General features: G+C 70.3%; 15 protein-coding genes. 6 read left to right on the top strand and 9 right to left on the bottom strand.

The genetic code is table 11. From position 1 onward, the window contains the following. The first annotated feature begins 56 nt into the window (after nt 1–56). Both ACIQAK_RS31505 and ACIQAK_RS31500 read left to right on the top strand, forming a co-directional pair. Complete coding sequence (locus tag ACIQAK_RS31505) at nt 57–749, top strand: response regulator transcription factor (RefSeq protein ID WP_366392509.1); 693 nt, start codon at nt 57–59, stop codon at nt 747–749. An 18-nt stretch (nt 750–767) separates the two neighbouring features. Beyond that, nucleotides 768–2,165 (top strand): HAMP domain-containing sensor histidine kinase, encoded by a 1,398-nt coding sequence (locus tag ACIQAK_RS31500; RefSeq protein ID WP_366392510.1) that lies wholly within the window; start codon nt 768–770, stop codon nt 2,163–2,165. 147 nt (nt 2,166–2,312) lie between these two features. Here the strand turns inward: ACIQAK_RS31500 and ACIQAK_RS31495 are convergent, their stop codons facing one another. Beyond that, nucleotides 2,313–3,311 (bottom strand): TAXI family TRAP transporter solute-binding subunit, encoded by a 999-nt coding sequence (locus ACIQAK_RS31495; protein ID WP_366392511.1) that lies wholly within the window; start codon nt 3,309–3,311, stop codon nt 2,313–2,315. A 100-nt stretch (nt 3,312–3,411) separates the two neighbouring features. Between ACIQAK_RS31495 and miaB the strand changes: the two genes are divergently transcribed. Further along, on the top strand, nt 3,412–4,932 hold the full coding sequence (gene miaB / locus ACIQAK_RS31490; protein WP_366392512.1) for a tRNA (N6-isopentenyl adenosine(37)-C2)-methylthiotransferase MiaB: 1,521 nt from the start codon (nt 3,412–3,414) through the stop codon (nt 4,930–4,932). A 45-nt stretch (nt 4,933–4,977) separates the two neighbouring features. Further along, nucleotides 4,978–5,682 (top strand): class III extradiol dioxygenase subunit B-like domain-containing protein, encoded by a 705-nt coding sequence (locus tag ACIQAK_RS31485; RefSeq protein ID WP_366392513.1) that lies wholly within the window; start codon nt 4,978–4,980, stop codon nt 5,680–5,682. A gap of 59 nt (nt 5,683–5,741) precedes the next feature. Here ACIQAK_RS31485 and ACIQAK_RS31480 read toward each other — a convergent pair whose 3' ends face one another. Beyond that, complete coding sequence (locus ACIQAK_RS31480; RefSeq protein WP_366392514.1) at nt 5,742–6,089, bottom strand: antitoxin; 348 nt, start codon at nt 6,087–6,089, stop codon at nt 5,742–5,744. 170 nt (nt 6,090–6,259) lie between these two features. On the opposite strand from ACIQAK_RS31480, the gene miaA reads away from it, so the two are divergent. Then, nucleotides 6,260–7,198, top strand: a complete 939-nt coding sequence (miaA, locus tag ACIQAK_RS31475; RefSeq protein ID WP_366392515.1) for a tRNA (adenosine(37)-N6)-dimethylallyltransferase MiaA — start codon at nt 6,260–6,262, stop codon at nt 7,196–7,198. Nucleotides 7,199–7,406: 208 nt separating this feature from the next. Here the strand turns inward: miaA and ACIQAK_RS31470 are convergent, their stop codons facing one another. From ACIQAK_RS31470 to glyA, 7 genes are all read right to left on the bottom strand, one after another. Beyond that, nucleotides 7,407–9,071, bottom strand: coding sequence for an MFS transporter (locus ACIQAK_RS31470; RefSeq protein ID WP_366392516.1), 1,665 nt, complete (start codon nt 9,069–9,071; stop codon nt 7,407–7,409). A gap of 288 nt (nt 9,072–9,359) precedes the next feature. Then, on the bottom strand, nt 9,360–10,121 hold the full coding sequence (locus ACIQAK_RS31465) for a DUF4097 family beta strand repeat-containing protein (protein WP_366392524.1): 762 nt from the start codon (nt 10,119–10,121) through the stop codon (nt 9,360–9,362). 118 nt (nt 10,122–10,239) lie between these two features. Next, the gene (locus ACIQAK_RS31460) at nt 10,240–10,800 is read right to left on the bottom strand and encodes a hypothetical protein (protein ID WP_366392517.1); all 561 of its coding nucleotides are present in this window, start codon (nt 10,798–10,800) and stop codon (nt 10,240–10,242) included. A 261-nt stretch (nt 10,801–11,061) separates the two neighbouring features. Continuing rightward, a complete protein-coding gene (locus tag ACIQAK_RS31455) occupies nt 11,062–12,408 on the bottom strand; it encodes a lysine N(6)-hydroxylase/L-ornithine N(5)-oxygenase family protein (RefSeq protein ID WP_366392518.1) in 1,347 nt (448 codons plus the stop codon). Between the two features lie 292 nt (nt 12,409–12,700). Further along, nucleotides 12,701–13,465 (bottom strand): DUF4097 family beta strand repeat-containing protein, encoded by a 765-nt coding sequence (locus tag ACIQAK_RS31450; protein WP_366392519.1) that lies wholly within the window; start codon nt 13,463–13,465, stop codon nt 12,701–12,703. Between the two features lie 672 nt (nt 13,466–14,137). Next, nucleotides 14,138–18,175, bottom strand: coding sequence for an amino acid adenylation domain-containing protein (locus ACIQAK_RS31445; protein WP_366392520.1), 4,038 nt, complete (start codon nt 18,173–18,175; stop codon nt 14,138–14,140). A 116-nt stretch (nt 18,176–18,291) separates the two neighbouring features. Continuing rightward, nucleotides 18,292–19,623, bottom strand: coding sequence for a serine hydroxymethyltransferase (gene glyA, locus ACIQAK_RS31440; protein ID WP_366392521.1), 1,332 nt, complete (start codon nt 19,621–19,623; stop codon nt 18,292–18,294). An 845-nt stretch (nt 19,624–20,468) separates the two neighbouring features. Here glyA and ACIQAK_RS31435 point away from each other — a divergent pair. Further along, nucleotides 20,469–21,759 (top strand): condensation domain-containing protein (locus tag ACIQAK_RS31435; protein WP_366392522.1); only part of this gene is annotated, 1,291 nt, incomplete at its 3' end.

Raw genomic sequence — 21,759 nt, 5'->3', positions numbered from 1 at the left:
ACTTGAGTAACGCCCGGTGACACGTCCCGGGGCTCGGGGAGACGGAGAGGAGGGCCATGAGACTGCTGCTCGTCGAGGACGACGACCATGTCGCGGCGGCCCTGTCCGCCGTGCTCGCCCGGCACGGATTCCAGGTCGTCCACGCCCGCAACGGCGAGGAGGCCCTGCGCGCGCTGCTGCCCGCGGAGAAGGAGCCCTTCGGGGTCATCCTCCTCGACCTGGGCCTGCCCGACCAGGACGGCTACGAGGTGTGCGGCAAGATCCGCAAGCGCACCGCGACCCCGGTGATCATGGTGACCGCCCGTGCCGACGTGCGCTCGCGCATCCACGGCCTCAACCTCGGCGCCGACGACTACGTGGTGAAGCCCTACGACACCGGTGAGCTGCTGGCCCGCATCCACGCGGTCGCGCGGCGCACCACCAGCGGCGAGGACACCGCACCCACGCCGGTCGCCGCCCTGCGGCTCGGCTCCGTCCAGATCGAGCTGCCCACCAGGCGCGTCAGCGTCGACGGCGCCGAAGTCCAGCTCACCCGCAAGGAGTTCGACCTGCTGGCCCTCCTCGCGCAGCGGCCCGGCGTGGTCTTCCGCCGCGAGCAGATCATCAGCGAGGTCTGGCGCACCAGCTGGGAGGGGACCGGGCGCACGCTGGAGGTGCACGTCGCCTCGCTGCGCTCCAAGCTGCGGCTGCCCGCCCTCATCGAGACCGTGCGGGGCGTCGGCTACCGGCTCGTCGCGCCGTCCGCGTGACAGGCGGGTACCTCCCCGGTGCGCGCCCGCCTCCTTCCGCTGCTCATCGCCCTCATGGCGGCTGTCCTGCTCACCCTCGGCTTCCCGCTCGCCGTGAGCGTGGCCGCCGCCGAGCAGCAGCGCCTGGTCATCGACCGGATCGACGACACCGCCCGCTTCGCGGCCCTGGCCCAATCCATCACCGCCGACGTCGCGGCCAACGACGAGCACCGTCTGACGCTCGTCACCGACCTGGAGGTCTACGCCGCGGTGTACGGCATCCGGGCCGGCGTCTTCCACCCCAACGACGTGGCCCTGGCCAAGGCCCCCGACACCTGGACGCTGCCCACCGAGGGGGAGGGGCGTACGGCCTTCAGCGAGGCGCTGCTCGGCCGCCGCTCGCACGACCCCCCGCAGGTCTGGCCCTGGCAGGACGGCCGCGTCGTCGTCGCCTCGCCCGTCGTGCGCGACGGTGACGTCGTCGCCGTGGTCGTCATCGACTCGCCCACCGACGAGATGCGCTCCCGGATCCTGCGGACCTGGCTGCTGATCGCGGTCGGCGAGGCCCTGGCCATGCTGGTCGCGGTCGGTGCCGCCGTCCGGCTCACCGGCTGGGTGCTGCTGCCGGTACGGGTCCTGGACGCGGCCACCCACGACATCGCTGTGGGCCGCATGCGTTCCCGGGTCGCGGCCGCGGGCGGTCCGCCGGAGCTGAGACGGCTGGCCCGGTCCTTCAACGAGATGGCCGACAACGTCGAGGACGTGCTGGAACAGCAGCGGGCCTTCGTCGCCGACGCCTCGCACCAACTGCGCAACCCGCTCGCCGCCCTGCTCCTGCGCATCGAACTCCTCGCCCTGGAACTGCCCGAGGGCAACGAGGAGATCGCCGCCGTACGCACCGAGGGCAAGCGGCTCGCCCGGGTCCTGGACGACCTGCTCGACCTGGCCCTGGCCGAGCACGCCGAGGCGGACCTCCAGCTGATCGACATCGTCCCGCTCACCGCCGAGCGCGTCGCCTCCTGGCGCCCGATGGCGGACGGGAAGGGCGTGCGCCTCATCCAGGACGGTGCCCCGGCGGCGACCGCCTGGGCCGACCCCGTGGCCCTCTCCAGCGCGCTGGACGCGGTCATCGACAACGCCCTGAAGTTCACCCCGGCCGGCCAGGACGTACGGGTCAAGGTCGCCCCCGGAACCACCGCGACGACCGTCGTGGTCGCCGACCTGGGGCCCGGCCTCACCGAGCAGGAGCTGGAACGCGTCGGGGACCGCTTCTGGCGCAGCACCCGCCACCAGAACGTGAGCGGGTCGGGGCTCGGCCTCTCCATCTCCCGGGTGCTGCTCGCCGCGGGCGGCGGCTCGATCACGTACGAACACCACGAGCCGCACGGCCTGCGGGTCACCGTCTCGGTGCCGCGCGAGCTGCCGCACATCCCCTGAGCCTCATGCGGACCTCCTGAGCCTCACGCGGGTCCCCTGAGCCTCACGCGGACTCCCTCAGTCTCGCGGACCCCCCCTGAGTCTCGCGGGCGCTCCACAACCGGCGGACGCGCCTGTCGCGGACGCTCGCTCCGAGTAGGCACCGGCTCAGGGCTTGACCGAGCGGTAGTAACGCTTGGCGCCCTCGTGCACCTTCAGCGGGTCCGTGTAGATCGCCGTCCGCAGGTCCACCAGCTGCGCCGCGTGCACCTCGCGGCCGATCCGGTCCCGGCTGTTGATCACGGTCCGGGTGAACGCCTCGGTCATGGCCGGATCCGTACGGTCCGTGGTGACGAGCAGATTGGCGACGGCGACGGTGGTGACCGACTGGCCCTGCTGGGCGTAGCGGTAGGCGTCGGCGGGCATCACGGCCGACCGGTAGTAGCGGGTGGAGCCGCCCGCCGACTGCAGCTTCTTGATCAGCGCGTCCTCCAGCGGGACCAGCCGGACGGCGAACCGCTCCGCCAGCTGCTGCACCGCCCCGGTCGGCAGTCCGCCGGACCAGAAGAAGGCGTCGAGATCACCGCTGACCAACCGGTCCGGCATGGTGTCGATGCCCGCCGACACCGCCGTCACGTCCCGCTTCGGATGGATCCCCGCGGCGTTCATGAGGCGGTCCGCGATCAGCCGGACCCCGGAGCCCTGCTGGCCGACGCCGACCCGCTTGCCCGGTAGGTCGTCGATGCTGGTGATGGGGGAGTTGCGCGCGACCACGAGCTGGACGTAGTCGTCGTAGAGCCGCACACAGCCCCGCAGCCGGTGGGCGCCGGGCCTGCCGTTGCTCAGATAGGTCGCCACGGCGTCGGCGGTGGCGATGGTGAAGTCCGCCTCACCCTCGGCCACCCGCGCCAGGTTCTGCTGGGAGCCCTCGCTGTTGCGGAGCTTTATCGACACCTCCGGCATGTCCTTGGCAAGAGCGCCTTCCAGCCGTTCCCCGTAGCGCTGGTAGACGCCGCTCGGCACCCCCGTGGAAAAGGTCAGCGTCCCGCTCGGGGTCCGTTCCCCCAGCGGAAGGAGCCACCACGCGAGCAGCCCGAGCACGACCGCGAGCGCGGCGCCAGTCTGAAGGGTGCGGCGTCGGCCGAATCGGGACAGAGCGTGGAACATGCGCGCGATCCTGCCAGCTCACCGCCCTACTGGCCAGGCCGGGCGCGAGGGCGGGCCGGGCACGGGAGGGGCGCGCCCGGCAACCGCCTACCCTGGTCACATGAGCAGCGGCAACCGGAGCGAAGCAGTGGACGTCCAGAAGAGCTACGAGGTGCGCACCTACGGGTGCCAGATGAACGTCCACGACTCCGAACGGCTGTCGGGTCTCCTGGAGGACGCCGGCTACGTACGGGCCCCCGAGGGCGCCGACGGCGACGCCGACATCGTCGTCTTCAACACCTGCGCGGTGCGCGAGAACGCCGACAACAAGCTCTACGGCAACCTCGGCCGGCTCGCTCCGATGAAGACCAAGCGCCCCGGGATGCAGATCGCCGTCGGCGGCTGCCTCGCCCAGAAGGACCGCGACACCATCGTCAAGCGGGCCCCCTGGGTGGACGTCGTCTTCGGTACGCACAACATCGGCAAGCTGCCGGTCCTCCTGGAGCGCGCCCGCATCCAGGAGGAGGCGCAGATCGAGATCGCCGAATCCCTGGAGGCCTTCCCCTCCACGCTCCCCACCCGCCGCGAGTCCGCCTACGCCGCGTGGGTCTCCATCTCCGTCGGCTGCAACAACACCTGCACCTTCTGCATCGTCCCGGCCCTGCGCGGCAAGGAGAAGGACCGCCGCACCGGCGACATCCTGGCCGAGATCGAGGCCCTGGTCGCCGAGGGCGTGTCCGAGATCACCCTGCTCGGCCAGAACGTCAACGCCTACGGCTCCGACATCGGTGACCGCGAGGCCTTCTCCAAGCTGCTGCGCGCCTGCGGGAAGATCGAGGGCCTGGAGCGCGTCCGCTTCACCTCGCCGCACCCCCGCGACTTCACCGACGACGTCATCGCCGCCATGGCCGAGACGCCCAACGTGATGCCGCAGCTCCACATGCCGATGCAGTCCGGTTCGGACCGCGTCCTGAAGGCGATGCGTCGCTCCTACCGGCAGGAGCGCTTCCTCGGGATCATCGAGAAGGTGCGCGCCGCGATGCCGGACGCCGCCATCTCCACCGACATCATCGTGGGCTTCCCCGGCGAGACCGAGGAGGACTTCGAGGAGACGATGCACGCGGTCCGCGAGGCCCGTTTCGCCAACGCGTTCACCTTCCAGTACTCCAAGCGCCCCGGGACCCCCGCCGCCGACATGGACGGCCAGATCCCCAAGGAGGTCGTGCAGGAGCGGTACATGCGCCTGTCCGCCCTCCAGGAGCAGATCTCCTGGGACGAGAACAAGAAGCAGGTCGGCCGCACCCTGGAGGTCATGGTCGCCGAGGGTGAGGGCCGCAAGGACGGCGCCACCCACCGCCTCTCCGGCCGCGCCCCCGACAATCGCCTCGTCCACTTCACCAAGCCCGCCCAGGACGTGCGCCCCGGCGACGTGGTGACCGTGGAGGTCACCTACGCCGCCCCGCACCACCTGCTCGCCGAGGGCACCCCCCTCGCCGTACGGGCCACCCGCGCGGGCGACGCCTGGGAGAAGCGCACGGCGGCGGCCGCCGCCAAGCCGGCCGGAGTGATGCTCGGCCTCCCCACCATCGGCGCCCCGGCCCCGCTCCCGACCGCCGCCGCACCGGCCTGCGGGATCGGCTGACGGCTCCGGACTCGGCCGGCGTCCCCGGCAAGTACGCTGACCGGCATGCTTGTCGCCGCCGCCGTGTGCCCGTGTCCGCCGCTCCTGGTGCCCGAGGTCGCCGCCGGAGCCGCTCCCGAACTCGACATCGCGCGCGCCGCGTGCCTCGATGCCGTCGGGGTGCTCGCCGCCTCCCGTCCCGATCTGCTGGTGGTCGTGGGGGCGGGGGAGGACCGGCGCTGTCCGGCGGGCGGGCACGGCACCTTCCGCGGCTTCGGCGTCGACCTGGACGTCACCCTGGGCGAGCCGGGCCCGGCCGCGCAGGAACCGCCGCTGCCGGACTCCCTGACCGTCGGCGCGTGGCTGCTGGACCGGGCCGGCTGGGCGGGCGCGCCGGTCGAGGGACTCACGGTGGACGAACGCCGCCCCGCCGCGGAGTGCGCCCGGGCCGGTGAGGAGCTGGCCGCCCGCGCCGGGCGCGTCGCGCTCCTGGTGATGGGCGACGGCAGCGCCTGCCGCACGCTCAAGGCTCCCGGCTACCTGGACGAGCGGGCCGAGGCCTTCGACGCCCGGGCCACCGCGGCGCTGGGCGCCGCCGACCTCGCCGCACTCGACGCGCTGGACGCCTCGGTGGCGTACGAGCTGAAGGCGGCGGGCCGGGCCCCCTGGCAGATCCTCAGCGGCGCCGCACGGGGAGCGGGCCTCGGGGGGCGGCTGCTGTACGAGGACGCGCCCTACGGGGTCGGCTACACCATCGCCGTCTGGTCCTGAACGGACCGACGGCGGCACCGGAGATCCGGTACCGCCGTCGCGCCTCGCGCTGCGCCAGGTCAGTAGGCGGGCGGCGGCGGAGGCGGCGTGCTGCCGGGGGCGCCGGGCGTACCCGGAGCGCCGGGGGTGCCATGCGTGCCCGGAGCACCGGGGGTGCCATGCGTGCCGGGCGTACCGTGCGTACCTCCGGGGCCGCCGTCCTTCTGCCCCAGCTTGTCCACGGCTTCCTTGGCCTTGCGCGTACCCGTGTCGATCTTGTCGCTGTACTTGCCCTTGGTCTTCTGGTCGACCGTGCGCGCGGCCCTGTCGAGGCCCTGCTCGATCTTGCCCCCGTGCTGCTGCGCGAGGTCGCCGACCTTTTCCTTGGCCGGTCCCAGCTTGGCCTTCAGGTTGTCCAGGAACCCCATTGGGTCACCTTCCGTGCAGAGAGGACTGTCCGCGGGAGCGTTCTCCCGCCCCCATTGTCCGTCACCTGCCCCTTCCTGCCGACTTTACTCGCCCTTTAGCGTTCTCCTCCGGCCCCGCCGGGATCCCGGGTGTGTGCGGGAAGGCCCCGGATATTTGGGAGACTGTCCCGGTGAACCGTCCCGTCCCAGCCCCCCGTGTCATCACCGTCGTCGGCCCCACCGCGGCCGGAAAATCCGATCTGGGGGTCTTCCTCGCCCGGGAACTCGGCGGCGAGGTCGTCAACGCCGACTCCATGCAGCTCTACCGCGGGATGGACATCGGTACGGCGAAGATGACGCCCGCCGAGCGCGCGGGCGTCCCGCACCACCTGCTGGACATCTGGAACGTCACCGAGGCCGCCAGCGTCGCCGAGTACCAGCGCCTCGCCCGGCTGGAGATCGACCGGCTGCTCGCCCAGGGCCGTACGCCCGTCCTGGTGGGCGGGTCCGGGCTGTACGTGAAGGGCGCCATCGACGCCCTCGAGTTCCCCGGTACGGACCCCGAGGTGCGCGCCGGGCTCGAGCGGGAGCTGGCCGACCGGGGCCCCGGCTTCCTGCACCAGCGGCTCGCCGCCGCGGACCCCGAGGCCGCCCGGTCCATCCTCGCGAGCAACGGCCGCCGCATCGTCCGCGCCCTCGAAGTCATCGAGATCACCGGCAAGCCCTTCACCGCCAACCTCCCCGGCGACGAGCCGGTCTACGACGCCCTCCAGATCGGCGTCGACGTCGACCGCCCCGAGCTGGACGAACGCATCGCCCTGCGGGTCGACCGGATGTGGGAGGCCGGGCTCGTGGACGAGGTGCGCGCCTTGGAGGCGCACGGACTGCGCGAGGGCCTCACCGCCTCACGGGCCCTCGGCTACCAGCAGATCCTCGCGGCGCTCGCGGGGGAGTGCACCGAGCAGGACGCGCGGGCCGAGACCGTGCGCGCCACCAAGCGCTTCGCGCGCCGGCAGGACTCCTGGTTCCGCCGCGACCCGCGCGTCCGGTGGCTCGGCGGCGGCCACCGTGACCGGGAAGAACTCCCGCACCGGGCGCTGACGTTGATCGAACGAGCGGTCAGAGCCTGATGGCGTGAGGAGAGAGCGACGTGTGGATCAGGGCCCCAGGTGCGGTCGGGCCGGTCGTCGCTAAGGCCGGTGCCGACCGGCCGTGCCGGCCGGGTCGTCCGCGTCCCATCACACAAAGTACGTGCCGGAGAAGCCACGTCGTCTGGGCTTCTCCGGCACGCACGGCGATCCCTCGGTCGAGTGACCGCCGCGGCCGATCCGATCGGTTCTAGACGAACGCGGCCATCTGGTCGCCCTTGGTGTCCTTGTTGGATACCAGCAGCGACAGCAGCGCTGCGAACACCGCGACGGCCGCGCTGATGAGGAAGACCGTGTGCAGGCCGCTGATGAAGGTGTCATGGGCGGCCTGGGTGACGGTCGCGGAGAACTCCTTGACCTGCTCCGCACTCATGCCGGCGCTTGTCAGCTCCGATTCCAGCGCGGAGCGGGCACTGGGCGGGAAGCCGAGTTCGACGAGCTTCTGGACCTGCTTGTCGTCCGCGAGCTGGTCGACGGTCTGGCCGCCGTCGCCGCCGAACGCCGAGTCCATCTTGCCGGCGAAGCGGGCGTTGACCAGTGCCGAGATGATGGCACCGAACACCGCCGTGCCCATCAGGCTGCCGAGCTGTGACATGGACTGCTGCATGCCCGAGGCGGTGCCTGCCTGGTCGGCCGGAGCACTGCCGACGATCGCCTGCGTCGCCGCGACCATCATGAAGCCGACGCCGACACCACCGAGCACCAGCGGCGGGCCCAGGGTGAGCAGGCCCGAGTCGCCGTTCAGCCGGAGCAGGAGCAGGGATGTGCCGGCGATGCACAGGGCACCGAACGACAGGGAGCCCTTCACACCGAACTTCTCCGTGGCCCAGCCGCCCAGCGGCGCCGAGATGATGAAGGTCAGCGTCAGCGGAAGCAGCGCGACGGACGCGCTCATCGGGCTCTTGCCCTGCATGCCCTGGAGGAAGAAGTTCAGGTAGTAGATGATCGCGTAGAAGGCGAACATCGTGACGATCATCAGTAGACAACCCACCCACAGGGAGCGGATCCGGAACAGCTCCAGCGGCACCATGGGATGGGCGCGCTTCATCTGGAGGATGATGAATGCCAGGAGCAGCAGCAGGCCGAGACCGATGTAGCCGAGGGTGCTGACGGAACCCCAGCCGTCTTCCTGACCATGCGTCAGCGCCCAGACGAGGCTGACGATCGAGAGGGAGAGGGTCAAGCCGCCGGGAAGGTCGAGCGGCTGTGGGTCCTGTTGCTTCGACTCCTTGATGAAGACCATCGCCAGCACCACGCTGAGCACACCGAACGGCAGGTTGATCAGGAACACCCACGGCCAGGTGAGGTGCTCGACCATCACACCGCCGAGCAGCGGACCGCCCGCCAGGGAGATCGCGGTGACACCGCTGAACAGGCCGATGGCCATGGCCAGTTTCTCCGGTGGGAACGCGGCTTTGATGACCGCGAGTGCCGCCGGGATGAGCATGGCGCCGAAGACGCCCTGGAGGACACGAGCCCCGATGAGCAGCTCGATGGTGTTGGCCGCCGCGCACAGCATCGACGCTGCCGTGAAGCCGACGAGGCCGATGACCAGGCCTTTCCTGCGCCCGATCTTGTCGACCAGGTTGCCTGCGGGGATGAGCAGACCGGCCAGCACGAGCAGATAGCCCGTCATCACCCACTGAAGGCTGTTGAGCCCCGCGTCGAGGTCCTCCGCGATGGCGGGGTTGGCGACGACGACCACCGTTCCGTCCAGCTGCACCATCATGATGCCCAGGCCGACGGTGACCAGGCTCAGCCACGCCTCCTTCGGGGTCCTGCCAGGGGCGGCGGGCGTGTCCCCCCGAGGGGGGTCCACAGGGTTCTGCGCGGTTAACTTCTTTGCTTCACTCATGATGGGCTCCTTGTGCGGAGGGACACGTGCATGGGATGCGTCGAGCAAGGGCGTGCCCCGGGGATCTTCGGGTCGTAGCGCGGTTCGTCGGCGGTCCGCAGGCATGGCGAAGCCGGCCCGGTGGGCGTGCCCCGCCGTGACGTGCGGGGGGCGGGTCCCGAAGGCGGTGGACGGCGCACAAGTGCGCGTCGGGGCCGGGAGCGGACACGGCGGACCTACGGGAAGGCGGTTCACCGGGCTTGTGGCCGAGGGCTGTTCAGCAGGCCGGGGACGAAGGAGTCCGGCCGGTCAGCCGCGTGGTCTTGTGCTGCGGCGGATGGTGACGTCGCCGACCGTCGTGCTGGCGAACACTTCGGCGGTCTCGTCGGACGGCTCGGGGCCGTCGGTCGGGGTCATGAAGTTGTGGATACTCCCGGAAACGGAACGGATGTCGAGCCGCGCCGAGGTGTCCGGTCCGATGCCGATCTCGAGCTGGCCGATCGATGTCCCGAGCACAATCGAACCGCGCACGATCTCACCGATCCGGATGTCCCCGTTGGCCGCCTTGGCCTCCAGGGACTGGCATGCTCGGTCGACCACGATGGATCCGTTGGAACTCTTGAGCACGGCCGTTCCGACGAGCTCACGGATCCGGACCGCTCCGGAACCTGTGGTCACCTCGGTCGGACCGTCGGCCCGGTCCATGCTGATGTCGCCGACCCCCGTGGTCACCACCAACGACCCGGCCTCCTCGAACTGGGCATCGCCGGTGGAGGTCTTGATGCGGCAGCTCAGGAGCCGGCCGGTGCTGTAGAACGAGGCCTCCCGGGCTGTGGCGGAGAGCTCCGAGTCGTGCGGCAGGTCGATCGTGATGTCGATCGATCCGATCCGACCGAACAGTCCGCGCTGCTTGGGCGCCTTGACGAGCAGTCTCTGATTCCCGTACTCCACCACGGTCTGCTCGGCGGCCTTGACGTCCGCCTCGTTCTTGGCGTCGCTCGGCACCACGACCACGACGGTGTCATCGCGGTGCTTCGCGTGCAGACGAACGTGCCCGACCCCGAGTTCCATGGTCACGGAAACCGGTAGTGACGTGTCGAAAACAGGCATGACTGCGCTCCGGGGGAGGACGAGTGGTGTCCCTGTGGTGGGAGAAGGAGGATGAGACGGTGCCTCGCGGGCCGGGCGGCTACTTCACCCATCCCGTGTAGCGCTGGACCTGACGCGGCGCACGCCGCTGGGCACGGCGTTGGGGGCGGTTGAGGTCGCTCGGCTCGAGCATCGAGGAGACCGCTCTCACCAGCCAGGCGTTCACCGACAGCCGTTCACGGCTGGCGGCTTCCTCGATCGCGGTTTTGAGATACTCCGGAGGCCGGAAGTTGATACGGGCGGTGGCTCCACCCTCGCCGTTCGGCGAGGACGGCGCCGTGGCCGGACCTGGTGGCGCCACCGTGGCGCTCATGGAATCGAACCCCTCGTCCTCCGCCTCGTCGTACCCGTGATCCTCGGGTGGAAGAGTGACGATGAACGTTGGATCGAGCCCCCGGAGCCGGATTTCGACGGATCCGGGCATGAGCTCCCGGGAGATTTCGTCCGACGCGTCCGACAGGACCTCCAGCAGTGTCAGCTGGATCGACGACGAGAGCTGCGCGACGAGTCGCTCGGCGAGAATGCGCTCCTCCTCACCTCCAGTCTCGGCCGCGACCGAGAGCTCCCGTCGCAAGTTGTCGATGTATCGCGCCAAGTCCATGGCATCATGATGGCACCGCTTTGGCTCCAACGCAAGCTGTCACCATGGGTCGCCCGGTCGCCTTGCCACCGCTGGAGCAGGTAGGTGTCGAAGGAACGCACGTGAGTCCAGCTTGGCGCCAAACTGCCTTCCGATGGCGTCAGGCCGGCTCGGGTGGCGCGGCCGGGAGCGGACGCGGCGCGGTCTCGCGGGCTGCGGGAAAGGCGGGACGTCCCGTCGGCAGCGCCGAGGGGACGTCCTGGGGTGGGCAGGGAGGCAGGGTCAGCCCGCGCTTTCGCCCGCTGTCACGGGGGTGCGGCGGGTCAACTCGCGCTGGGCCCGTCGGCGGACCACCGACTCGACGATCTCGCCGCTACGGATGGCGAGGTTGGAAAGGAGCGAAGACGTCAGTCCATGAGTGTGTTCGGTGCCGCCCTGGAGGTATACGTCGAACGGCAGGGTGCCGGCGGTGGCGATCCGGTAGTTCCGCTCGACCCGGTGGAGGCCCTCCCCGTCGAGCTGGAAGTGCCGGCCGAGATCGCCCAGAAGCCGGCCCGGCTCCATGGAGTCGTAACCGGTGGCGAAGACGAGGACGTCGGTCTCCAGCTCCCGCGACTCGCCTTCGATCAGGGACCGCAGGGTCACCCGGGTCTCGGTGCCGGCGCGCCGCACCGCTGCCACCCGGGTCAGGTTCAAGAACCGCAGGCGCTTGCTGCCGCTGACGTCCTCCTGGTACGAGCGCTTGTGCAGGTCCCTGATCAACTCGTCGTCCACCACCGAGTAGTTGGTGTTCTTGTGGTAGCGCCAGAACGCTTCCCTGGTCAGCTCGGTGCCGAAGTAGTAGTCGTCGACCGCGCTCGGGTCGAAGACCTGGTTGGCGAAGGGTGTGTCGTCCGCGACGGAGTATCCGTACGACGGGATCACCGCGGTCACCTGTGCGTGCGGCAGCGTGTCGTGGAAGAAGCGGGCTATCTCGGCCGCGCTCTGGCCGGCTCCCACCACCGCGACGTTCTTGAGGTCGTCGCCGTTCATGGCGCGGAAGCGCTCCAGGAACTCCGAGCTGTGCCAGACCCGCTCGTCCCGCTGAATGCCGTCGGGCATGCGAGGAACAAGACCCGTCGAGATGACCAGATTGCGGGCGTTGACGAGTCGCGAACCCGAGCCGGTCGTGTCCCTGACCTCGACCTGAACGTAATCCGGCGTGACAGTGCCGTTGCCTTCCGGTAGCCGCAGGGCGGTGACCTCGGAGCTGTACGAGACCTGGTGGCTGAAGTTGGATTCCACCCACTCCAGGTACTGATGGAATTCCTGGCGGGTCGGGAAGAATTCCTTGTTGTTCACGAACTGGGTCAGTCGTCCTGCCGCGTGCAGATAGGACACGAAGCTGTACCGCGAGACTGGATTTCTGAAGGTGGCCAGGTCCTTGAGGAAGGAGATCTGCATGGTCGTGTTGGGGAGCAGCATGTTGCGGTGCCAGCCGAACGAGGGCTGCCGTTCGAAGAAGGCGGCTTTCAGCGGCTGCCCCGGGGTGTTCTCCCGGTGTTCTTCCAGGGCGACGGCGAGCGACAGATTCGACGGTCCGAATCCGACACCGACCAGGTCGTAAGTCTCGATATCAGAAGTACCCATGGAAAATTCTCCCTTGGCGTGGCTGTGACAGGGCTGCCGCGGAATCTTCTACGAGTTGATGACCGTAATCGAAGAGGACGCAGGCCGGGAATACCGGTGCTTCATGACGCGACTGATGGTCTCGAGCGAATCCGTTGTCTGCCTGGACGCATGAGCTGCTATTTATCCGGAACTCACCGGGGCGCCAACTTAGTGGGCATCGGAAATCCCTTCAAGGGGCTGTGCTCTTTCTGGGCGGATCTGTGCTGTCCTGCCGACGGGACAGGGGCAGGGGGCACAGCTCCGGGTGCCGTCAATCGGGCCGCCCGGGGCCCGCGGGTGAACGGTGCACCACGATGTCGCCGATGACTGTACGGGCGTGCACGTGGATGTGTTCGTCGGACGGTGGTCGGCTCTCCAGCAGGGAAAGGGCCTTATATACCTTGCCGGCCCCGCAGTCCAGGTCCCACTGTGCTGTTGTTCCCTCGGCGATGCCGATATCGATTGCCCCGAAGGTGGCATCGGCCGAGATGGACCCGCGGACGACCTTTTCCAGGCAGATGTTCCCCTGGGTCGTCCGGGCGTCCACGCCGGCGTGCGCGGAGCCGATGCGGATGTCACCGGTCTCCGCGTGGACGCGGGCCACTCCGGTAACGTGGTCGATGGTGATGTCGCCGTCACCGGTGGTCCTGACGGTCGCTCTGCCGTCGATCCGGTGGACCCGCACGTCGCCGCTCTCGGCCGTCACCTCAAGGCTTCGGGTCGCGTGGTTGACCGTGACCTCACCGAGGGCCGCGCTGAGATGTGCGGCGCCTGTGCGGTCGAGCCGGATGTGACCGAGTCCGGTTGCCAGGCGGCACTCGTCCAGGGTCCCCTTGGACCAGAAATCCGTGGCCACCGCGTCGCCGTGGATGCTTGAGCCGGTGGGCAGTTCTACCACGACGGTCACCGCACCGGCCGCGCCGGAACCCTTGTGGGGCTCCGGCACGCTCACGAGCAGACGGCCGCTCCGGTAGTCGACGCGGGCCTCCTCGGCCATGCGGACGTCGGCCGGGTCGTCGGGGTCGCGTGGGTACATGCCGACAGTGGTGTCCCCCCGGTCCGTCGCATGGATCCAGACCCGGCCGAAGGTCAATTGGAGAACCGCCCGGATCGGCCCGGGTGTGTCGAATGTCAGCACGGCCTGGCCCTTCCGGAAGTTCTGCCCCGACCGAGTGTTCGCCGCGCGCCGCAGGCGTCTCCGGGTGCCGGACCGGACGCCGGGAGTGCCGCTGCCGCTGGGAGGCGGCCCCGCCTCCCGGACTCAGGGAAGTGGGGCGTGAGCTGTCCCGCTCGCTGTGACGCCATGTGGCGCCACATTAGCGGGGGGCGGGTCTCTGCGGGGAGTAGATCTTCGGACACTCTGCGTAAGCCGAAGGCCGACATCCCTGCATGCCTGGGCCGCCCGCCGCAGCCGTGTCCGGCGTCTGTGTCGGTGAGGGCGTGTTCGACGGTGATGCCTGTGATGGCGGACAGGTTGCCTGCCGCCCCGGAGCGGCGGTGGCGCATAGGTGCGCCATAGTGGCATCACCAGGTACGGCAGGGAGGCGGTGAGAGACCGGTTCGGTCCGGGACGGTGCCGCGAGGGGCCGGGGGTGCCCACGCCGCTCGGCAGGCCGGGGTGGGGGGAACGCGCAGCTGTGCGGACGTGGGCCGGTACCTGCCCGGCGTCAGGTCCGGACAGGTACCGGCCACGTCGCGTGGCAACCGGTTATCGCGTCATTCTGCGCAGCCGTGGCTTCGGCTTGGCCTCCCCCGCCTGTACGTGCTCCGCGAGCTGCGCGATCGTCGGGTGCTGGAAGACCATCCGGATGGACACCGTGAGGCCCAGCTGCCTGCGGAGGGAGCTGACCAGGCGCCCGGCCAGCAGGGAGTTCATCCCGAGGTCGGGGAAGCGATCGTCGATGCCTACCCGATCGACAGCGAGGACCTCGGCGAACAGCTCGCACAGCGCCACTTCCCGCGGGGTACGCCCCGCCCGGTACCCGCCCACTGCGGGCCCCGGTACGGCCGGGGGCGTACCGGGTTCGGCCGGGGGAGTACCGGGTTCGGCCGGGCGGGCGGCCAGCAGTCCGCGCTCGGCTTCCGTGGCGCCTCGCACGTTCCCCACCGACCCGGCCGGATGAGCGGTCAGCTGGGCCAGGATCGCACGGAACCGATCGGCGATCGCCTGGCCGGCGCTTCGGCTGAACCGGTCGCGGTGGTACTGGAGCGTCATCCGGTCACGCTCCACGAAGAGGGCCAGTGGGTAGTTGACTCCGCCCAGTGACTCGACGCCCGTGATCTCGAAACCGGCTGCCGCGGTCGTCTCTTCCCCGGCCGGATCCGCCGGATAGGACTGGAACACGAGCAGCGTGTCGAACAGCGCCTCCGTTCCGGTGTCCCGGTGGATGTCGCTCAGGGCGCGATGGTGGTGGTCCAGCAGGGCGGTCTGGCGCTCCTGGAGGCGGGCCAGCAGGGTTCCCACCGACCGGTCGGCCGTACATTCGACCCTGACCGGGATGGTGTTGATGAACAGTCCCACGGTCGACTCCACCCCGGCGAGCGTTCCCGGCCGGCCCGATACCGTGGCCCCGAAGACGACGTCCTCGCGGCCCGTGAAGGAGGACAGCAGCACGGCCCAGGCACCCTGGACCAGGGTATTGACCGTGATGCCCTGCCCCGCGACACCTGCCAAGGCCTCGCGCTCCCGGGAAGACAGCGCGATCACCACCTCGTCGACCCCCTTCGCCCGCGGGTACGCGTGCGCCGGAGTTCCGGGCGCCATCAGCGTCGGGGTGCCCACCCCGTCGAGCTCCGTCGCCCAGGCACGCGCGCTCGCCTCGGCGTCCTGCCGGGTCAGCCACGCCAGGAAGTCGCGGAAGCCACCGGCCGCCGGAAGGGCGGCCGGTTCGTCTCCCGCCGCACAGAGCCGGAGCAGGTCCTGCCCCAGCACCTGCTCCGACCAGCCGTCGAGCAGCGCGTGATGTGCGCTGAGCACCAGCACCGCCCGGTCGCGGTCGAACCGCACCAGTGTCATGCGAAGCAGCGGCGGACGGGCCAGGTCGAAGCGGTCCGCCCGGTCCTTCGCGAGCCAACGCCGGAACGCCTTCTCGCGCTCGTCGTCCGGGAGGACGCCGAGATCGATCTCCCGCCACGGCAGCGCGATCCCGTCCACCACGATCTGCACGAGTTCGTCCGTGTCGTCCCGGACGAACGCGGCGCGCAGCGCCGGGTGTCGTTCGAACAGAGCCGAGGCGGCCGTGCGCAGCGCCGTGGAGTCGATCCTCCCCGTCAGGCGGTACAGCGTCTGTACGTGGTAGGTGTCCCGGCCCGTGTCGTTGAGCATCGAGTCGAAAAGCATGCCGGCCTGCATGGGGGTCAGCGGCCAGACCTCCGCGAGGCCGGGGTGGCGCGTTCGCCATCTCCTCAGGTCCTGCTCGCCCACCGCTACCAGGGGCCCGTGCGGCGCACCGGTGGTGTCGTCGGGGACCCGGTGCCCCGCGACGGGCGCCAGGGCGGCCACGGTGCGGTGTTCCAGGACCTGCCGCGCCGTCACCTCCAGGCCCCGCGCCCGTGCTCGGGTCACCACTTGGATGGCGCGGACGCTGTCACCGCCGAGCGCGATGAAGTCGTCGTCGATCCCTACCCGCTCCCTGCGGAGGACGTCGGCGAAGACGGCCGTCAGGATCTCCTCGGGACCGGTGCGTGGAGCACGGTACGCGGCGTCGTCCGCAGGGGGCTCGGGCAGGCCCGCACGGTCCAGCTTGCCGTTCGGCGTGAGCGGCAGGGACTCCAGAACCACGATCGCCTGCGGGACCATGTACGACGGCAGCCGTTCGGCTGTGCGGGCACGCAGGTCCGCGGTCCACGGGCCCGCCGCCGTCGCCGGGTTCACGGGGACGACGTAACCGACGAGCCGCCCACCCCGGGCTGCCACCGCCGTCTGCCGTACTCCGGGCGCGGTGCGCAGGACGGCCTCGACCTCACCGACTTCCACCCGCAGCCCGTTCACCTTCACCTGGAAGTCGATCCGGCCGAGCAACTCGATCAGGCCGCCGCCGTCGTAGCGTGCGAGGTCCCCGGTCCGGTACAGACGCTCGTCGCGGACCTCGCCGTACGACCACTCGACGAAGCGCTCCGCCGTACGTTCGGGCTGCCCCAGATAGCCGCGGGCCAGGCCGGTGCCCGCCAGGTAGAGCTCGCCGGCCACCCCGGGCGGCACAGGTTGCAGGTCGGGGTCGAGGATGTAGACGCGCTGGTTGGCCATCGGGCGGCCGTAGGGGATGCTCTTCCACTCGGGGTCCGTGTCCTCGACCTCGAAGAGGGTCGAATGGATCGACGCCTCGGTGGCGCCGCCCATCACGACGAACCGGAGCCCGGGAGCGAACCCGCGGACCCGGCCGGGCAGAGGCACCGGCACCCAGTCGCCGCCGAGCAGTGCCAGGCGCAGTTGCGGGAACGGCTCGGCGCCCGTCTGCTCCACGGCGTCCGCCAACAGCCCGAGCAGCGCCGGAGCGGAGTTCCAGACCGTGACCCCGTGCGTCCGGATCAGCTCGATCCAGTGCTCGGGATCGTGCACCCGCGACGCCTCCGGGAGGACCACGGTGCCACCGGCGACGGTGAGGCCGAGGAACTCGTACACCGACATGTCGAAGCTCGGCGAGGAGAGCGCCAGGACAGCATCGCCGGGGCCCACCTCGAACCGGGTGTTGAGGTCGGCCAGGTTGTTCATGACTCCGCGGTGCCGCAGGGCGATCGGCTTCGGTGTCCCCGTGGATCCAGAGGTGTGGATGATGTAGCAGAGGTGCTCGGGGTCGCACGGGGCGTCCGGGGCGCTGCCGGCCGCCGCCGCCAGCACGGCCGCGTCCCGGTCCAGGAGGACCAGCGGAGTGCTGCCGGCGGTCCTCGCCTCCGGAAGCCCGCCCGCCAGATCGGTGCGGCTGATCATCACCGAGCAGGAAGTGCCCTCCACCATCGCCGCGATACGGCGCGCCGGGTAGGCCGGGTCGAGGGGCACGTACGCTCCGCCGGCCTTCAGCACGCCGAGAAGGGCGATCAGCAGGCCGGGCGACCGGTCCAGGCACAGGCCCACCCGGTCGTCGGGTCCGACGCCCAGGGAACGCAGATGGTGCGCCAGCCGGTTGGCCTCGGTGTCGACCTGGCCGTACGACCACCGCTCCTCGGCGTGGACGAGGGCGAGGGCGTCGGGTGCCGCCGCTGCCCGCGCTGCGAACGCCTGGTGCAGGCAGACGTCCTGGGGCAGATCGGTCCCGGTTCGGTTCCACTCCACCAGGACCCGGTGCAGCTGCGCCTCGTCCATCAGCCGCAGGCGCCGGACCGGGGCGTCCGGTGAGCGGATGCCGTCGCCGATCAGCGTCACGCAGTGGCCGAGCCAGCGGGCTGCTGTGTCCCTGTCGAAGAGGCTTTCGTCGTAGTGCAGTTCGAGATGGCGGACCCCCGCTGCCGGATCCGGGCGGACAACGAGCTCAAGCTCGGTGCCCGGGGCCGGGGAGGTGTCGTCGTCAGCGCGCGCGAAGTGGATGCCCACCGATGCGCGGACCCCGTCCGGGTCCGTGGCGACGGCCGCCGCCACGGAGCGCAGTCCTGAGCCAGGACCGAACGTCACCCGCGCGCCGACTGCCGGGTCCGAGCCCTCCGTCCTGCGCAGCCCGATCGTCTGCTGGCCGGTGCAGCGGTGGAGGAGGGAGGCGAACCCCGCCAGCAGGATCTCTTCCGGCGCGGCCCCGTCGAGCGTCCCGGGGAACACGGACTCCCCTCGCACCACCGCCGAGCACCGGGGCCGCGCGTCCGGCCGCCGCGGCCGGTCGGAGGGCATGAGCACAGAGATGTCGCCCGTGACGTCCCCGAGCGGAGAAGCGACGCTCACCGGCCCGCACCCGTCGCCGGTGTGGATTCGGGCAGGGCGGATGGCAGAGGGTGGTGGGCGCACAGTTCCTCGACGGCTGAACGGACCTCCTCGGCGACCAGGGGATCGATGCGGAACTCCGTGTCGTTGACCGCGGTTGTGGCCGAGAGCACCGCGTGGAGCAGGTGCGCGCACTCCTTCATCAGGTCCGGGCCCATACCGCGTTGTGCCAGAATGTTCGTGCCGAGCCGCAGGCCGCTGGTGACGAGCGGCGGCTTTCGATCACCGGGGATCCGGTTGCGGTTGGCGAGGATCGCGCAGTGCTCCAGGGCGCGTTCGGCGATGACGCCTGTCAGCCCGTGCACGGTCACGTCTGTCAGTATCATGTGGTTGTCGGTGCCGCCGGTGAGCACCCGGTGGCCGAGCCCGGACAGCTCTTCCGCCAGACGTCGGGCGTCGTCCACGATCAACTGCGTGGTACGGAAGAACTCCAGGCCCGACGCAACCGCGAACGCCCGCGCCTTCGCGGCGATCGAGGCCGGGCTCGGCGTGCCCTGGAACTGGGGGAACACCGCGCGCTGCATCAGCCGGAACAGGGGCGTGGCCCCGTCCGGGCCGGGTGCGCGGTGCTCGCGCCCGATGAGGATCAGCCCGCCGCGCGGACCGCCCAGCTGCTTGTAGGTGCTCATCGTCGTGACGTGGGCGACATCGATCGGACTGGGGTGCTCCCCGGTGGCCACCAGCCCCGCGATGTGCGAGATGTCCGCCACGAGGAACGCGCCGACGGAGTCGGCGATCTCGCGGAAGCGGGGGAAGTCCAGCGTGCGAGGGTACGCGCTCGCGCCGGCGATCAGCACCTTCGGCCGGTGCTCCTGGGCCAGGGCCTCGACCTGTCCGAAGTCGATACGGCCGGTGGTGTCCAAACCGTAGTGTACGGCGCTGAAGTGACGGCCCGTCACCGAAGCGGAGGATCCGTGGGTGAGATGCCCGCCGGCGTCCAGGTCAAGGGCGAGCAACGTGCCGCCCGGAGGGACGAGCGCCGCCAGGACGGCGACATTGGCGGAGGAGCAGGAGTGAGGCTGGACGTTCGCGTACTGCGCGCCGAACAGCTGCTTGGCCCGCGACACCGCGAGCCTCTCGACCCGGTCGAACTGGGTGGCGCCGGGGTGGTAGCGGGCGCCCGGATAGCCCTCGGCCGTGACGTTCGACAGTGCCGCCCCGCCCGCGGCCAGCACCGACGGGTGCGCGATGCTCGCCGACGCGACCATGGCCAGTGTCGACCGCTGCTGCGCCACCTCTGCGTCCAGCATCTCGGCCAGCTCGGGGTCGGTGCGTCCCAGGGACTCCATGCCGACCCGTGTGAGTTCCGCCTGCTCGCCCGCTGTCACGGGCGCCGCCCTGGGAACGCCCCTCTCTGCCAGTGCCCGACCGGCGCCCTGGCGCGCCGGTTCCCTGGTTGTGGTGTCCGATCGACGGCCCATCTCCTGCACCTCTGCGTCTCTGAGTCAATGCAACCTGGATGAATCTCTGTGGTGTCACATCGCAACCGCGCGGTGCGATGTGCACGGCGCGGGGAAATTGAAGGGCGGGCGGATAAGCGGCGGTGCCGCTCGGACACGTCCCGCGGTGGTGTGTACCGGTCGATTGTCCGGAGCCCCGGACCGATCCGCACGGGGCGAGCGGATTTCGCGGAATATCACTACGTGCTGACCGGGCCGGAGGCGAACGATTTCGTGAACCGGTCGGCGCTCCTGCGGGCAGAGTACTGGTCGGCAACGCTGGTGCGTGTCCCTGCTGACGCCCTGCCGCCCTGCTGTCCGGTCGACGGGACAGCAGGGCGGGGCGGAGCGGAATTACCAGGATGCCCGGGGACCGCGCGGTACGAGGGTGAATCCGCTTGACCGTGCGGCGCCCACGCCGGAAGCTCGGGGAATGCATGCCCATTGATGTCCCTTAAGGCGTTCCCTGGATACTCGCGAACCCTTACCGCTCCTGACCGGAACGCCTGCGTGTAGGCGTCGGGACATGTTGATGGATTACCGCAGATATTTCCGTTGCTCCGTACCGCTGCGGTTTATCCGCAGTTCGGATCGCCGTGGCCGCGTCAGTCCCAGGGGGCTGACGCAGTGTGCTCGTCCGCGCGTGCCCCGGCCGGCCCGGTCCGCGAACAGATGACCAAGGAAGCAGAGGCGAAATGATCCAGTTGTCCTTCGCGCAGAGCCGGTTGTGGTTCCTCCACCGTTTCGAGGGCCCCTCCGCCACCTACAACCTTCCCGTCGTGCTGCGGCTCGACGGCCCGCTCGACGTGGACGCCTTGGAGGCGGCCCTGCGGGATGTGGTGGTCCGGCACGAGAGTCTGCGGACGGTGTTCGTCGAGGACGAGTCCGGTGTGCCCTACCAGCGGGTCGTCCCCGAGGCCGACCTCGACTTCGGCCTCCGTACGCGCGAGGTCGTGCCGGGTGCCGAGGAGGCGGCTGTCTCCGAGGCGGCGCGGTACCGGTTCGACCTCTCGGCCGAGATCCCGGTGCGTGCGCTGCTGCTGCGATCCGGGCCGGCCCGGCACCTTCTGGTACTGGTCATGCATCACATCGCCTTCGACGGTGAGTCCATGGGACCGTTGGCGGGGGATCTGTCGCGGGCGTACTCGGCGCGGTGTGCGGGACGGCCGCCGGTGTGGGACGAGCTGCCGGTGCAGTACACGGACTACACGCTGTGGCAGCGGGAGCTGCTGGGCGACGAGAACGACCCCGAGAGCGATATGGCCGGCCAACTCGGTTACTGGCGGCAGGAGCTGGCGGGAGCTCCGCAGCAGCTCCCGCTGCCGACGGACCGCCCGCGCCCCCTGGTGCCCGGGCACGACGGTGGAGTCCTGCGGTTCACCGTCGATGCCTCCGACCGTGCGGACGTCCGGGCGTTGGCACAGCGCACCGGTGCGTCCGAACCGATGGTCCTCCAGGCCGTGCTGGCGGTGTTGTTGGGGCAGCTCGGTGGTGGTGAGGATGTGTCGATCGGTTCGCCGATCGCGGGTCGTAATGACGAGGCGCTGGCGGGTCTGGTCGGCTTCTTCGTTAACACGTGGGTGCTGCGTGTCGATCTGTCGGGCAATCCGACGTTCGACGAGGTGCTGGAGCGGGTGCGTGGCAAGGCGCTCGCCGCCTATGACAACCAGGACGTGCCGTTCGAGCGGTTGGTGGAGACGCTGAACCCCGAGCGTTCCCGGGCCTATCACCCACTGTTCCAGGTGATGTTCGCCTGGCAGGACACGGCTCAGGTGGACGTCGAACTGCCGGGCATCACCGCGTCGATGGAGATGGCGACGTCGAACACCGCCAAGTTCGACCTGGAATTCAGCTTCGGTGCCGACCCGTCGAGCGGGGGGCTGCTCTGCACCCTGGAGTATGCGACGGAGTTGTTCGACCGGGGTTCGGTGGTGGGTTTCGCGGAGCGGTTCGTGCGGGTGTTGCGTGCGGTGGTGGGTGATTCGG

The organism is Streptomyces sp. NPDC088706, from assembly GCF_044752765.1.
GTDB lineage: Bacteria > Actinomycetota > Actinomycetes > Streptomycetales > Streptomycetaceae > Streptomyces.
This window is presented reverse-complemented; position numbering and strand designations above follow the sequence as displayed.